Genomic DNA, 15,978 nt, shown 5'->3' on the forward strand with positions numbered 1-15,978 from the left:
AGAGTTAACTTTCCGTATTGAAGCCGAACGTTAAATTTTATCGGATACATTCAACTTAATTTAATTGCTAAATCGTTTTATTTTGTATGATCTTTGTTAGTTTTGAATAAACCACATAACCCTAAGCATTAAGCTATACTATGAAATATTTAAAAGTTTTAGCCCTCATACTATTGTGCCAAACGGCGAACGCACAAAAAGTACAAAAAGCCGCCGAGGAAAAGACAGAAGAGCAGAAAAAAAAGGATTGGGAAAATTTTCAAAAGATGATTGAGCATCGCGTTCATAACGACTGGGCCTGGCTGGAACGATACGCTAGTGATAATGATAAAATACGCAATCCCACAGCCGGTGAAAAACGGATTGTGTTTTTAGGCAATTCTATTACTGAGGGATGGATCAATACCGATCCTGATTTTTTTAAGGTGAAGGGTTACATCAACCGGGGTATCGGCGGGCAAACCACACCGCAAATGCTGGTACGGTTCAGGGAAGATGTTATTAATTTGAAACCAGCGGTAGTTGTAATACTTGCCGGTATAAATGATATCGCTGAGAATACCGGCCCTTCCAAAATTGAAAATGTGGCCGGTAATATATTTTCGATGGCCGAATTGGCCCGTGTAAATCACATAAAGGTGATATTATCTAGTGTTTTGCCGGCATATGCTTTTCCATGGCATCCGGGAATAAATCCTGTACCAGCAATTATTCAACTCAACCAATTGTTAAAAGAATACGCACAAAAGAACGAGCTGACTTTTATTGATTATTACATTGCTACCGTGAATGTCGACAAAGGGTTCAAGAAGGAATTGACAATAGATGGTGTGCATCCCAACCTGGCTGGCTACAAAGTGATGGAGCCTTTGGTGGAGCGCGCAATTGCCGAAACTTTGAAGAAGAAATAAGAGCCTGACAATGGTGTTGTCAATCGGTTGGCATAATTATCGTCGACAAATTTGGCAGAGCACAGAAACAAGACCGGGGAGCTTAAGGAAAGAAAGCCGCTGAGCATATGCGTCAGCGGCTTTTTAGTATAATTAGTTTAGTGTAGTTTAAAAAGTAAAACCTATACGCGCAAAAAAGCGGCGGCCATTTTGCCCCATTTGTACAGCATCAAAAGGACCAGAAGGCTCGTTATTGAAAGCATAACCTTTTGCACCTTGTACATAAGCCAGGTCGGGGTGAACGTTGAAAACGTTATCCGCACCTATAGAAAAGCGCGCTGCCTTAGTCATTTTAAAAGAAAAGTACACATCGCTGGTAACCTTGCCGCTGTAAATGTATTCATCAGCTAATTGTTTAGTTCCGTCATCAGTTGGTACTGTTGGGGTAAGTGTGCTGCCGTCACCGTAACCCAGCAGGTCTATTTTACCGAAGTAGGTAAACCGCGCTCCTATGGTTAAGCTTTTATGGCCGAATTCCGGGTTCAACGCAAATTTTTGCGGCGGAGCCGAAGCAAGGATAAATTTTCTCTCGCGCGAACTCAGGAACGTTTCCTGTAAGGCGGCAGTAGTACCTAATATTGGCGGATAGTTGACTTTATCAATATCCATGCTTTGGAAATTCCCGGTGAACAGTAATTTGTAACGGTTTACACCAATGGTTTTACTATAGTCGATCACTACATCCAAACCACGGTTGGTTGTATTGACTGCATTGGCAAAGAACTGGGCAGCACTTACTCGCAAAGCATTTAATGCATTAGTAAAAGATGGATCGAGTGTTGGATCTGCTGCGCTGAACTGACCTGATAGTACTACGCGGTCTTTCACGCCAATAATATACCCATCCACGGTAAAGCTTAGCTCGGGTACTGGTTTATAAGTGAAGCCTAAGCCTGCATTTTTAGATTTTTCCTGGTGCAGATTTGGAATACCGGCCGCTTTAGTAATAGGGCTGTAGTTTGGCGCTATCTTTACTTCTGAAATTACACTGCCCTGTACGTTTGTAAAGGTATTGCTGTAATTGATCTGTTGTAAAGAAGGAGCACGAAAACCTGTACCCAACGACCCGCGAATATTGAAGTTATCGGTGATTTTATAACGGGTAGCAAATTTGGTATTAAAGGTTGATCCGAAGTCGTTGTAATGCTCGTATCTGTTAGCAAAATCTATGAGCCATTTTTTTGTTATATCCAGTTCCAGGTCTGCATATACACCAAACACTGATCTGTTTGCATTCACTGCATCCGCTGGTTGAAAGCCCGGGAAGCCCTGCGAACCGGCCGCCTGTACACCATTAGGATCATAGTTTTTGTAGGAAGCTTCTTCTCCGGCAAAAATTTTGTAGCGCTCATAACGATATTCGCCGCCTAAGCCAAGATTTAAACCCTGAGCTGCTTTTGCAAAATGCTTGTTAAAATTCAGGTTGGTTGTGTTCTGTAAAAACTCGGAGCCGCCGTCGTCAAAGTGCGTTTTATCGGCGCCTAATGATGCATTAAATGTCTTATCTCCAAAAAAATGGAATTTATTGTTACCAGTGTTGTTGCTCAGATCCCAATCCCAAGCCTCGCCCAAAGTTCCTTTTAAGCCAAATGCGGCGGAGACATCGGTATTATGCGTCTGGATAATTGGGTTATAGTAGGAATCGCCATCCGGTGTCATGAACACTATACCAGTGGTTGAAGCATAATCCGCAGGAAAACGCTCGGGCCGGCCAGAGAGGTTACGGGTAAAGGCATAGGCATCTGATGACTTGTAGCTGTAACCACCGAAACTGTAAAAGGTAGTGCGGGTACCTGCTAATGGGATCTCGCTGTTATAAAAAATGGAACCGGTAGTGGCCGAACCATCGCCATTGGCACGGCGATAAGGGTTGATCGGTAATGCCTGCGGATTTGAAGTGGTAGTATCATGCGTTTGGCGGAAAGTTTTTCCGTTTTTAGAAAAATCTCCGGTGATATTCAGGAAACCGTTGTTTTTACCTAATGCGATGCCATAATTAGCATCTATGGTGATACCATTACCATCAATAGCACCGCCGTGCGGATAGTAGTCTGAAACAACACTTTTGCCGCTATTAAAGGCCGGATCGTAATAACCGGAGTAACCAACGTTAGCCGTAAAAACATTTGTATTTTTTTTAAGCACCAGGTTAATAACGCCTGCAATAGCGTCTGAGCCATACTGGGCAGATGCGCCATCGCGCAGGATCTCTATCCTGTCGATTGAAGCAGTCGGTATTGAACTTAAATCTACTCCTGAATTACCGCGACCCCGCGTGCCAAAGACCGACACAAAGGCCGTGGAATGACGGCGTTTACCGTTGATCAAAACCAGGGTTTGGTCTGGTCCAAGGCCTCTTAAAGTTCCCAGTTCAACATGGTCGGCACCATCAGAGCCGGACTGTTTATTATAATTAAAGGACGGCGCTGCATAGTTAAGGATGTCGGTAATATCTAACCTACCGGTTACTTGGGCGGCCTTGCTTACATTAACAACATCTACCGGTACCGCTGTTTCCAGTTTTACACGGCCCGCCGACCGGGTGCCGATTAGTACCACCTCGTTCAGCTGTGAGGTTTCACTTACCAGCGTCACGTCGATAGCTGTGCGGCCATTAACAGATACGGTTAAGGGTTTGAAGCCCGTATAGCTAAAGCTTAAATCGGCAGATGTTGCAGCCGCGATACGATATTTGCCATTTTTATCCGTACTGGTGCCCGTCGTGCCGCCGGAAACACGCACGCTAACGCCCGGCATGGGTAAATTATCAGCTGAACTGGTGACCGTTCCTGTAACGGTTAGGTTTTGGGCTAAAACAATACTTGAGCTTAAAAAAAGCAAGGTAATCAATAGGTAGATTTTCTTCATATATACAATTTAGGATTAATGATATGTTAAATGGGTTGATAAGTTCAATCAGTATTAACTTTCGTTGATGAATAGAACAATAACTAGGCTCGATTGAAAGCAGTAAATAAGTTGCCTCTGCAGTTGAATTTTAAAACTGCTCTTAAATAATGAAATCGATGCTAATAATTACGCAAAGAGAGAAAAGATCTCCATAGCGAATCTTTGTTAAGCCAATATAGGAATACTATTAATGAAATACGTAAAATTTATAAAATAGTATAAAAAGAATGCGATTTTGTTCCTATTTTCTTATTTTTTAATGATTTTATCGACTTGCATAATTTATTTAGTTCTGATAATTCGTCAGATTTGATAATTTATGCAAAAAATTAAATACTCACTAACAATACATCGTGTCCTAGTCAAAATGTTGGTCCTTTTCTCTTAATTATTGGTGAATTCAAGCTTTTTTTGAAGAGATTTTCTGATTAGTTGATGATTGCTAAAATTAATTTGTGTAGCACGCGCTTTTGTGATAAGGAAATATCTTTTTATTTACTCAAAGTGATCATATCAACTTTCAAAGTTTATGAAACGTGTTTTTTGAATTTGCTGATAAGTCAGATCGTGATGACCAACGGCAATTAATTTTCATAACTTATTGTGGATTATCTACCTTATTGGTTAAGTCAGTTGTAAAATAAAAGCGTAGAATCTTAAAAAAAATACTAAAACACTGCTTATTAACGGTAATTCAATTTAAGTTTGAAAAGCCTGATCATAAATGTTAATTGTTGATAGAAACGGGAGAGATCTAGTAGTAAAGCGCCGTAGCTCGATCTTTCTAAAAATCAGCAAATTGATAGCTGGTTATGGCTCTTAAAACCAATTATTTAATCACAGTAAGCGCTCGGTTAATTATGAATAAGTTTATTTTTTGGGTTATCATTCTTTCTTTTTCTGTAAACAGGTATTCCAGTGCTCAGATCACTGCGCCAAAGCCATTTGGCCCTGTTCCTGGCACTAACCAGTTTCGGGTACAACAGATGGAGTCGTATGCATTTGTGCACTTTTCATTGAATACCTACACAGACCAGTCTTGGGGATTTGGAAATGAAGATGTGAATTTATTTAACCCAAAAGAACTGGACTGCAGGCAATGGGCAAAAACATGCAAAGAAGCTGGCATGAAAGGGGTTATTATAACCGCAAAGCACCACTGCGGTTTTTGCCTCTGGCCGTCGGACTATACCGCATACTCCGTTAAAAACGCTCCATGGAAAAATGGAAAGGGGGATGTAATTAAAGAAATGGCCGATGCCTGCAAAGAATATGGATTGAAGCTAGGCATTTATTTGTCTCCCTGGGATAGGAACCACCCAGATTATGGCAAGCCCGAATACATCACTTATTTTAGGAACCAGCTCACCGAACTGCTGACTAACTATGGCCCAATCTTCGAAGTGTGGTTTGATGGGGCTAACGGAGGTTCTGGTTATTACGGTGGCGCTAACGAGACCCGCACTATTGACCGGAAGACCTATTATGACTGGAAGAACACTTACGCGCTGATTCACAAAATACAGCCAAACTGTGTGATCTGGAACGATGGCGGTGAACGAGGCGACTTGCGATGGGTTGGAACGGAGGCAGGCTATGTTGGCGAAACAAATTGGAGCCTGCTAAACGCTACAGGCGAGGTGCCTTTTGATATGCTGCATTACGGTTTAGAGAATGGCGATAGTTGGGTTGCGGCCGAAGTGAATACCTCTATCAGGCCGGAATGGTTTTATCATCCAAGTGAAGATACTAAGGTGAAAACCTTACCTCAGCTCATGGACACTTATTATAATTCCATTGGGCGCAACGCCACTTTTCTGCTTAACTTTCCAATCATGCCAAATGGCTTAATAAATGAAAGAGACGTAAAAGCTGCATCTGAATATGGTAATGCGGTTAAAGAAGCGTTTGCGGTAGACCTGGCAAGATCGAAGAAAGTTACCGCTTCTAATGTTCGTGGTAACAGTAAACAATTTAGCGCTGATAAAGCTGTTGACAATAATACAGATACCTATTGGGCTACAAATAATAAGGTAAACGTCGCTTCGCTAACCATTGATTTGGGCAGGGCCACTTCATTTAACCGTTTCCTGGTCCAGGAATATATCCGATTGGGGCAAAGGGTGAAAACATTCAAAGTTGAAGCGTTGATTAACGGTAGTTGGAAAGATGTAGCCATGGCTACAACAATTGGCTACAAACGTATCTTACGTTTCCCAAGTGTAAAGGCCACCAAGATACGTTTAACTATTACCGATTCGAAAAGTTGCCCGCTCATCTCGAACATTGGTGTATATAACGCGCAACAGATCCTAACTGCGCCATCCATTATCAGAGACCAATCGGGTAAAATAATTATAATGCCTGCCGATAAAGAATCAGTGGTTTATTATACTTTAGATGGAAGCGCGCCGGGCATTGCTTCAAAGAAGTATAGCGGCCCATTTCAAACTGATGGAAGATTAGAAATAAAAGCAGTAGCCAGTGACACTGCTACTAACAAAAACAGCCCCATAATAGGCGAGAAGTTTGATCTCCCCCGAAAGGATTGGATAATTGTGGGCACTGATGATGAAAAGGCTAAAGCAATTTTAGATGGAGACCCTTCTACCGTATGGCATCCAAAAAATATAAACAAGAAATTGCCGATCGATTTGGTGATTGATCTTGGGGGGGAAGAAAGTTTAACTGGTTTTAGGTACTTGCCAGATCCAGGTATTTGGGGTCCAGGGATCATTAGCCAATATCAATTTTATGTATCGCCCGATAATAAAGAGTGGAAATTGGTTGATGAAGGAGAGTTCGCAAATATTAAAAACAACCCGCTGATACAAATTAAAAAATTTGCGAGCGTTCAAGCGCGTTATGTTAAATTTAGGGCCCTAAAGAATACAGAAGGTAACGAAAATATAGGATATGCTGAAGTAGATGTAATAACTGCACAACCCTAATTTGACAACCTGAGTTTTCGGCAATCCGGCAGGTATTCTGAATAATAGTACCAGGGAGGGGATGTTCGATCATATCCTAATCACTAAGCACAAAACCACTCACTTATGAAACTAACACGAGGTATTATTATTTTCTCCTGCTTACTGCTGTTCGCCTGTTCCAATACGAAAAGAATGGCAGCGAAAATTGATGACCGTAAAGGCTGGAAAAAGCTTTTTAACGGTTCTGATATTAACGATTGGTTCGTTAAGATCAATCATCATGTTGTTGGTGAAAACTATGGCAATACTTTCCGGGTAGAAGACGGCATGATTAGGGTGAGCTATGATCAATATGGCGATTTTAACGATCAGTTTGGCCACTTATATTACAAAACATCCTTTTCTCACTTTCATTTAAGGTTTGAGTACCGTTTTGTTGGGAAGCAGCAAAAAGGTGCACCCGATTACACATTACTTAATAGCGGTGTAATGTTTCACTCGCAAGACCCAAGAACAATGCTGAAAGATCAGGACTGGCCTATCTCCATTGAAATGCAGTTACTGGGTGGTTTAGGGGATGGGAAGCCACGACCAACCGGAAATATGTGCTCGCCCGGGACCGATGTTGTTTATAAAGGCACCGTATCTCCCGATCATTGTATCAATTCAACATCAAAAACATATGATGGCGATCAATGGGTGAAGGGGGAACTAATCGTTTTAGGGAGTAAAATCATCACGCATATTATTAATGGTGATACAGTTTTGCAATATTCAAAGCCTACTATTGGTGGTGGAATAGTACATGGCTACGATCCAAAATATAAACATGACGGTGTGTTATTGAGTAGCGGATTTATCGCCCTGCAAAGCGAGGGGCAGCCAGTTGATTTTAGGAACATTGAAATTAAGCAATTGCCGGCTGATACGCGTGAACAATAGCACGTTTATGTAATGCCAAAATTAATTAACTAAAAAAGCCCTGGTACAAGTACCAAGGCTCAAGTTCAACCAAACAAACTAAACTCCAATAAACTTTTTAACTGGCTAGTTATACGAGTAGCGTTATTATTTAGTTGCGGTTAATTTTTTTGAGCGCAGTAGCCGTTAACAAAAACGAAAAGCCTGTCACGAATATCGTAACAGGCTTTTAAGAGTAGCGGGGAGCAGGATCGAACTGCCGACCTTAGGGTTATGAATCCTACGCTCTAACCATCTGAGCTACCCCGCCGGGTGGTTTTATCACAACATGTTGTTGTGTTTCCTCATTCAGTTATATTTGATGGTTCCTGAAAAAGGTTTGCAAATATAGCAGAAATTCGTTTTCTTTAGAAAAAATGTTAACATTTACATTGTATTGATTGCTAACCATTAATCCTGACATGCCCGAAAAGAAGAAATTCAACATAGAATATGAGATAAAATCCTCCCCAAGGATTCTGTATACTTTTCTAAATGAAGCAAATGGGTTAACCCAATGGTTTGCAGATGATGTTAGCGTACGCGACCAGATCTATACTTTTACCTGGGACGGTGAGAAGCAAAATGCCAAGCTTATAGCCATTAAAGAGAATAAATTAGTGCGTTTTAAGTGGCTGGATGATGAACCGCAGACCTATTTTGAGATGGAAATCATCCAGGATGAGCTTACAAATGATGTAGCTTTGAGCATTACAGATTTCGCAACTGAAGATACTATTACCGAGCGTAAACAGATTTGGGATAACCAGATCGACTATCTCATCGGCGTGCTTGGCGCTTAAATCTTATATTTTCCTTATTTTTGCGCCGTTTAAACAATATGCTGCTATAATTATAGTTAAGCAGTACGCGGCTATTGGTGCCGCTGAATCCGCCCGATGAAGAAGATCCATCTATTACTGCTCAAATCATTTATAAGGCCTTTTATTGTCACCTTGTTTATTGTGATGTTTGTGCTGTTGATGTTGTTTTTGTTTAAATACATCGACGATCTGATTGGCAAGGGCTTTCAATGGTATATCATCCTGGAGCTGATGATGTACAACTCTGCCACTAACGTGGCAATGGCACTTCCACTTTCTGTATTGCTTTCATCTATCATGACATATGGTAGTCTCGGTGAAAATTATGAACTGGTAGCGATCAAATCGGCGGGTATTTCGCTTCGCCGTGCCATGTATCCTATGATGGTGGTAGTGGTGATATTAAGTATAGCAGCTTTTGCTTTTTCGGATTGGATGCTACCCCGGGCTAATCTTAAATATTATTCTTTGTTGTACGATGCGCGCAAGCAAAAGTCTGCGGATCTTTTGCCCGAGAATATATTCAGCAACCGTTTCCCGGGATACTCTATTCGTGTAAAAGAAAAAGACCCGGATGGGCAGACACTGCACAACATCATGATCTATCAGCACAGTGAGCTGGAAACCAATCAAAGCGTAACCTTTGCCAAATCGGGGTTAATGTATCGCTCCAAAGATGATCTTTATCTTATTCTGCAATTGAAGGATGGGGTAAGGTACGAAGAACAGGCAAGCGAAAACAATTACTCTGCGCGTCAAAAGTTGGTCCGCTTTCGCTTTAAAGAGAGGGAGCAAAAATTTGATCTTTCTGGATTTAATATGACGCGGACTAATGAGAACGAATTCAGAAGTGCATCGATGATGATGGATCTTAAACAGATCCAGCATTATGTAGATTCTGCAAACCGCAATGTTGACAGCACGGTGCGTACTAATTATGCACTCATAAAGCCTTACATCAGGTATTTTGCCGTACCACTTAAATCTGCCGTTATTAAGCACCTGGTGCCGGCAGACAGTATTAAGCTGGGTGGACCGGGCGACAAAATTAATGCATATAATAATGCTGCGAGTGAAGTGAAGCAGATCCAGGATATGATAAAAAACCGCACCGATAATTACAAGGAGTCGACCAAAAGTGTGCGGCGCTACATTATGGAATACCATAAGAAGTTTACCCTGGGTGCTGCTTGTATCGTGTTGTTCCTGATTGGTGCTCCGCTAGGCGCAATTATCCGTAAGGGCGGCCTAGGCCTGCCTGTTGTGGTATCCGTGATCTTCTTTTTAATCTATTACATTATTGGTACCATAGGCGAAAAATCAGCAAAAGAAGGTGACCTGTCGCCAATTATTGGCTCATGGATAGCTATTGCCGTGCTTTTCCCTATCGGGATTTTTTTAAGCTACAAAGCTGCTACAGACTCCGCATTATTTGATATGGATATCTACAAACGGTATTTCAAACGCCTTCGTAACCGCAAGGCAAGCACCCCCGCATAGTTTTACAAATTACCGACGGTTATCATTTAATTATCATTTAAATTTGTGGTGCTCCTCAAGTTATTTAGTAACCTATGGGGCCTGGAAAACTTAAAGAAATGCTCAATACCATACCGGAAGCAATAGAAGCCATAAAAGCGGGTAAGACTATTATTGTTGTTGATGATGAAGACCGCGAGAATGAAGGTGACTTTTTAACTGCTGCCCGCAATGCCACGCCAGAGGCCATAAACTTTATGGTTAAGTATGGGCGTGGATTGGTTTGTGCCCCTATTACCAAACAACGAGCCAGTGAGCTGGAATTGGAGCCAATGGTTACGCGCAATACAACCTCGCACGAAACCAATTTTACGGTATCTGTTGATTTGCTGGGCCATGGCTGTACCACTGGTATATCTGCTACAGACCGTTCTAAAACCACGCTTGCTTTAATAGACCCTGCAACTAAGCCGGATGATTTGGGTCGCCCGGGGCATATTTTCCCGCTGATTGCTAAGGATGGCGGTGTTCTACGCCGATCTGGCCACACTGAGGCCGCGATTGATTTCTCGGTATTGGCTGGTTTTGAACCTGCCGGCGTAATTTGTGAGATAATGAAAGAGGATGGCGACATGGCCCGCCTGCCAGAACTATTGGATATGGCCAGGGAGTTTAACCTTGTTATCGTTTCTATTAAAGATCTTATTGCCTACAGGCTCAGTACCGAATCTATGGTACGTAAGGAAGTATCTGTTAAAATGCCAACCGAGTGGGGAGATTTTGATATGGTTGCCTACACGCAGATGGATACCGGAGAAAATCACCTTGCGCTTGTTAAAGGAGAATGGGAGCCTGACGAGCCAATTTTGGTGCGCGTTCACAGTTCTTGTGTAACGGGTGATATCTTTGGCTCATGCCGTTGCGATTGTGGCCCTCAGCTGCACAAAGCGATGGAGATCATCAGCAAAGAAGGCAAAGGGGTTATTATCTATATGAACCAGGAGGGCCGTGGGATTGGGCTCATTAATAAATTAAAAGCATACCACTTACAGGAAAATGGATTGGATACTGTAGAAGCCAACATAAAACTTGGCTTTAGCATGGATCAGCGCGATTATGGCATTGGTGCACAGATTCTACGTAACCTGGGCATCTCAAAAATGAGATTGCTGACCAATAATCCAAAAAAACGCGCCGGCTTAATCGGCTACGGATTGGAAGTGATCGAAAATCTGCCGATAGAAATAGCATCCAACCCGCATAACGAAGCATACTTAAGAACAAAAAGAGATAAAATGGATCACGCTATTATGCGTGAGCATTAATTCTCTTCGTCCTCATTATTACCTTAATCTTCAGAGGGGCCTCCGTTGATAACCGCAGGGGTAGTTGTAGCTGGCACAGGCAGCGGATTAACCGGTGCTTTGTCACGTCGGCTCTGTCGGAATATGTTCCTGAAAAATTCCCCGAAAGTATCAAAGTCGCGCTGGTAAACCAAGCCAATACCATTTACATATTGTACCCCCAAAGCATCATTGATCGTATTGAGCGTGGTACTGTTTAGGGCACGGTAAGAATACCGCACACGTAAGTTTCCATCCTTACGAATGAGGTACTGCATTTCAAAATCTTTATTTAAGGACCGGAAGTCAGAATTGAACAAGCTGCCGCGATTATTGAAAATATCGCTGGAGCCGCTGTTTGAGTAAAAACTGCCGTTTACCGAAAGGCGGTCGTTAAACAAACGAAATCCAAGACTGGCATCGTTGAAGGACCGGATGTTAAGATCGATGTTTTTAATATTGGATTGCGATATTAAGTTATTCAGCTTGTTAAAAGCAAATTCACTCACCGCTTCTGTAGCCGTACCCACTACCTGGTTGGTAAGATTAGTACCGGTACCTGATGCAAAGTTACGCCGTACAATAATGCTTAGGGCCTGCTGGCTGCGGTTGTTATTATCGGCCAGGTAGGTGCTTAAATCATCTTTGATGGAAGGATCTACCGGGAAATTAAAATTGAAATCGATATTAGGTTGTATCAGCGATTTAGTTATCAGCAACTCAGCCTGCACCAGTACCTGTTTAGGGCCGTAAGGCGATTGCAAACCCGCTGCGTTATACAACGGCGATATATCTGTCCGTACTTCATACAAGGCCTTTAAATTGATCTCTGCGTTAGATGGATTTCCGGTCCACCGGATGGTGCCGCCCTGACTTACCACAAAGTTTTTACTTATAAAATCCTTGGCCGTAAATTCAAATTTCCCGGAGGTGATCAAGAAATCACCAAACATCTCAAAGTCACCCAAGCTGTTGATATTGAGCTTTAAGTTTTTTGCCTGGCCGGTTCCTTCTAAAACACCGTAATCGGTGCTGATACGCACTATGGTTTTTTCATCAATGGTGAGGTCGAAATTCAGTGTAACACCATTAAAGGCGTTGATCTTCGACACTACCTTTTTAAGCGTATCATTGTGGTCAACAAAGCGGACAAAGTCGTAATCGGCAGCAGTAGCTGAAGTGTTAAGTGGAATATTAAATATAGTGCCCTCCTGGGTGCTGGCGGTAATATCAATCTTCATGTTATCCACCGGTCCCTGGAACTTAAAGGTGCCCGAGCCATAGGCCGTTCCGTAATAAAGGTGATTGTCTTTAAAGGTAGTATTAAGCGCCAGCAGGTTTTTAGCTTCCAGTGTAATATCTATGTTGGGGTTGCTTAGATTATTAAGATCTACCGTTCCGTTAGCGGTACCAGTGCCACCCTTAAAATCTTTCAGTACCATATCTTTTATAGTTATGGTGCTATTATCTACACTTACCGTATGCTGTACCGTGTACGCAGTTTTTAGATAATCTACCGTAACTCCGGTATTGTTTAGTGACAAGTCGCCGTTGAGGCTGGGACTGCTTGGTGACCCTGAAAGTTTAAGGTTGGCAGAGACTGTCCCTTTCAGATCAGACACCAGGCCCTTTACAAAGGGCTCAAAAATGATGGCTTCCGTATGGTCCATCTTTACATCAAAATCAAGGTTATCGCCAGCATCATGCCCCAAAGTGTAAATACCGGCTATATTAAGCGTTTCCAACCCCTGATGCGTAATGTTCATTTTCACGTTGGCCTCTTCCCGCTGATTATCCAGGTTTGATTTTAATTTGACATCCCCAATAAGCGTTTTATTCATGGTAAGGGAATCGATGGTAAGGTTGGCATCCACCCCTGGTTTTTTAATAACAGAGGTAAGCACCACATCACCATTAAGTGCACCTTTAAGTTGTACGCCGGATGATTTGGTGAGCTGGTTAAGCGTTGACATGCTAAACTTCTGAAAACTAAGCTTTAACTGATCTTCGGGATTATCCGAAATAAAACCATTGATTTTGACCTTTTGAATTCCGTTGGATAGCTCGAAGCCTGATACCTGGGTTTTACCATCCAGCAACCTGATCCGCACCTGATCCTGGATCTTCCATTTTTGCCTTTCCAGTACAATTTCAGATGGCAGCAATTTTAACTTAGCCGTTGTATCCCGCCCGAATTCAACCAGCCCGTACAGATCCAGCTGGTTGGTTGCTGTCTTATCCGATAACTTTATGTTGAAGTTAAGGCTGTCTTTTTTGAGGAAGTTGGTAATGTTGATATCTTTAATAAATAGGCTGTCGGTAAGATCCACCCGGCTTAATGATAAGTTGAGGCCAAGTAGATCCTCGCTTGTGCTTTCATCAATAATGAAATCATGAAATACTATTTTGCCATACTTAATGGTTTTTACAAAGCCGGTTAGCGTTGCCGTCTTGTCATCCGAATTGAATTTTCCCAGGAACGTACCCTGCTCAGGTATTTTTAAATCTGGAAAAAACATTGCCGTTACAGGGTCGAGATTTTTTAAAGTCAGGTTAAAATCAAAGTGCTGAAGCTTTGGCTTGCCAATATCTGTTTTTAACGACGGGATATATTTTTTAGCAATGCTTTTAAAGTAGGAGGGAAGGGTGGCCAGGTCAAAGGTTCCTTTTATACTGCCATCTGCAAGGTCTGATTTGAGCGCTATCGTGCGGTCATTCCCTTTGCCGTTTGCATCTATCGATAAGGTGTCAATTGTATAAACCTTTCGCGGATCAGCTACTCTGATACTGGTCAATAAAATATGGCCGTCTAAATTCTCCAGATTGTTACCGGAAAAATTAGTATTCAATGTAGTGTTGAAGGTAATAGTATCTTTAAGCAGCTTTAGAGATTGCAGCCTTGCATTTTCAACATTACCTGTAAAATTAAAAACAGGCAATTTGGGATTGAGATTAACACTGCCGCTTATAAAAAGTTTAATATTCCTATCGTTAATGCTCAGCTTACCTGCCGCTATCTTTTTCGCAAATGTGCCGTTAGTCACCAGGTTAGTATAGGTATAACCTTTAACACCAATAGACTTAATATTCGCATTCCCCTTTATATTGAGGTTGTTAAGGGCATCCCCGCTGCCGCTTACATTTCCTGTGAGGGTAGCGCGTCCCAGTGTTTTATCATCAATGAGCGTACCCAAATCAAAGTTGGAGGTGCTTATCTTCCCGCTGTAGCTTGGAATACCTTTTTTGTTAATTTTTAAGTTAATATCCGGGTCAAAGCGGCCAAGTGCAGTTTTGAAGGTACCGAAGGCGACAAAATCATTTTGTAAACCGGTAAACCTGCCGCTAAAATTCACGTTTCCAAATTTACCTACCACTGCCGGAAGCCTGGCAGTAGGGTTGCCGGTAAAATGCTTATAAAGGTAATCCAGGTCTTTCTTGTTGCTGGCTACCTGCTCAAATTTCAGTTGCAGAAATGTATTTTCCCAATCCGGGAGACCTGATAGATGAAAATCTCCCCTAATAAAAGTTGCTTGAGCTGCGGTAACAGTCAGATTGTTTGCTCTCAGGTTATTCACCAGACCTCGTATGCGGCCGTCTACGCCCAGTTCGAAATTGATTTTCCCTAGCGTGCTGGTGAAGTAGGCTACATCTTTTGATGAAAGGTGGGATGATTTAAAATCGGCATCCATATTCACCTTATTCTCGAAATCGTCAAAATCGTTAAAGGATTTAAAATTCATCCTGAAGAAATTTTTAACATTCGAGTTAGGGGTTATAATATTAAGGTTCTGCAGCAGGATAGCCGTTGTATCGATCGTAGTATTAGCATTAAAGTTTTTTACATAGAACCCGCTTTTCTCATGTAATGTTAAGCCCGTAATATTGGCTTTAAACAGGTGATTTTGCACATCCATATTATGCAGTACCAAGCTGAAATGGTCTACGTCTACATCATTGAAATTTACCCCGCTTATTACTTCTGTACTGAGTTTGTTTTTGTATTTAAAATGGAAATTATTAAGGGTGATCTTTTCAAAGTTGAGTGTCCACGGTTTTCCGGTTTTTGTGGTTTTGGTAGTATCACCGCCGGAGTTGAAATAGTCTAATATAAATTTAAGATTAGTGGTGCTGTCTTTTTGCTTTTTAAGGTATACCGAGCCATTGTCAAGCTGAATCGACTTAAAATCGAGTACCCTCTTTTTAATACTGTTGAATACTGAAAATCCGCTCAGCTCAAAAGCTAACTTCGGCGTGCTTATCAGGGTATCCTGCTGCTTATCTAACACGTACATGCCCTCCAGTACAACTGATTTAAAAGGCACAAAATAAAGGCTTTTAATATCAACCTTGGTATTTAGCTCTTTTGATAAGTAAGCTGTCGCTTTTTTTGCGGCCCATGTCTGAACGGGTTTATATTGAAACAGCATTAACACAATGCTGATTAGCAGCAGAATTATCAATACAATGCTTAACGCTATTTTGAGTAGTTTTTTAATAACTTTGCGGTTTAATTTAGTAGCTTCTTATCGATTTGTTGCGTTAGCTATATCGCTATACATATTTATCGGTAAATGGTTTG

The 15,978-nt window shown here is 41.7% G+C and carries 8 protein-coding genes and 1 tRNA gene; 6 read left to right on the top strand and 3 right to left on the bottom strand.

The features are described from left to right. The first annotated feature begins 266 nt into the window (after positions 1 to 266). A complete protein-coding gene (locus A0256_08420) occupies positions 267 to 911 on the top strand; it encodes a hypothetical protein (GenBank protein ID AMR34481.1) in 645 nt (214 codons plus the stop codon). A 147-nt stretch (positions 912 to 1,058) separates the two neighbouring features. Here A0256_08420 and A0256_08425 read toward each other — a convergent pair whose 3' ends face one another. Next, positions 1,059 to 3,818, bottom strand: a complete 2,760-nt coding sequence (locus A0256_08425) for a hypothetical protein (protein ID AMR31446.1) — start codon at positions 3,816 to 3,818, stop codon at positions 1,059 to 1,061. A 902-nt stretch (positions 3,819 to 4,720) separates the two neighbouring features. Between A0256_08425 and A0256_08430 the strand changes: the two genes are divergently transcribed. Both A0256_08430 and A0256_08435 read left to right on the top strand, forming a co-directional pair. Further along, a complete protein-coding gene (locus A0256_08430) occupies positions 4,721 to 6,811 on the top strand; it encodes an alpha-L-fucosidase (protein AMR31447.1) in 2,091 nt (696 codons plus the stop codon). A gap of 105 nt (positions 6,812 to 6,916) precedes the next feature. Beyond that, a complete protein-coding gene (locus tag A0256_08435) occupies positions 6,917 to 7,735 on the top strand; it encodes a hypothetical protein (protein AMR31448.1) in 819 nt (272 codons plus the stop codon). Positions 7,736 to 7,950: 215 nt separating this feature from the next. Here A0256_08435 and A0256_08440 read toward each other — a convergent pair. Further along, a tRNA-Met gene (locus A0256_08440) sits at positions 7,951 to 8,024 on the bottom strand. A gap of 151 nt (positions 8,025 to 8,175) precedes the next feature. Between A0256_08440 and A0256_08445 the strand changes: the two genes are divergently transcribed. From A0256_08445 to A0256_08455, 3 genes are all read left to right on the top strand, one after another. After that, positions 8,176 to 8,556: a hypothetical protein gene (locus A0256_08445; protein ID AMR31449.1), complete on the top strand. Its 381-nt coding sequence runs from the start codon at positions 8,176 to 8,178 to the stop codon at positions 8,554 to 8,556. Between the two features lie 96 nt (positions 8,557 to 8,652). Continuing rightward, positions 8,653 to 10,077, top strand: coding sequence for a permease (locus A0256_08450; protein ID AMR31450.1), 1,425 nt, complete (start codon positions 8,653 to 8,655; stop codon positions 10,075 to 10,077). Between the two features lie 74 nt (positions 10,078 to 10,151). Continuing rightward, the gene (locus tag A0256_08455; GenBank protein AMR31451.1) at positions 10,152 to 11,381 is read left to right on the top strand and encodes a bifunctional 3,4-dihydroxy-2-butanone 4-phosphate synthase/GTP cyclohydrolase II; all 1,230 of its coding nucleotides are present in this window, start codon (positions 10,152 to 10,154) and stop codon (positions 11,379 to 11,381) included. A gap of 23 nt (positions 11,382 to 11,404) precedes the next feature. Here the strand turns inward: A0256_08455 and A0256_08460 are convergent, their stop codons facing one another. Continuing rightward, on the bottom strand, positions 11,405 to 15,826 hold the full coding sequence (locus tag A0256_08460; GenBank protein ID AMR31452.1) for a hypothetical protein: 4,422 nt from the start codon (positions 15,824 to 15,826) through the stop codon (positions 11,405 to 11,407). Between the last annotated feature and the right edge of the window lie 152 nt (positions 15,827 to 15,978).

This window comes from Mucilaginibacter sp. PAMC 26640 (assembly GCA_001596135.1).
Lineage (GTDB): Bacteria > Bacteroidota > Bacteroidia > Sphingobacteriales > Sphingobacteriaceae > Mucilaginibacter.

What these genes read in the sequence shown, in the direction of transcription:
- A0256_08430 (AMR31447.1), top strand. Translation starts at nt 4,721, where the DNA reads ATGAATAAGTTTATTTTTTGGGTTATCATTCTTTCTTTTTCTGTAAAC.
- A0256_08450 (AMR31450.1), top strand. Translation starts at nt 8,653, where the DNA reads ATGAAGAAGATCCATCTATTACTGCTCAAATCATTTATAAGGCCTTTT.
- A0256_08455 (AMR31451.1), top strand. Translation starts at nt 10,152, where the DNA reads ATGGGGCCTGGAAAACTTAAAGAAATGCTCAATACCATACCGGAAGCA.
- A0256_08445 (AMR31449.1), top strand. Translation starts at nt 8,176, where the DNA reads ATGCCCGAAAAGAAGAAATTCAACATAGAATATGAGATAAAATCCTCC.
- A0256_08425 (AMR31446.1), bottom strand. Translation starts at nt 3,818, where the DNA reads ATGAAGAAAATCTACCTATTGATTACCTTGCTTTTTTTAAGCTCAAGT.
- A0256_08460 (AMR31452.1), bottom strand. Translation starts at nt 15,826, where the DNA reads ATGCTGTTTCAATATAAACCCGTTCAGACATGGGCCGCAAAAAAAGCG.
- A0256_08435 (AMR31448.1), top strand. Translation starts at nt 6,917, where the DNA reads ATGAAACTAACACGAGGTATTATTATTTTCTCCTGCTTACTGCTGTTC.
- A0256_08420 (AMR34481.1), top strand. Translation starts at nt 267, where the DNA reads ATGATTGAGCATCGCGTTCATAACGACTGGGCCTGGCTGGAACGATAC.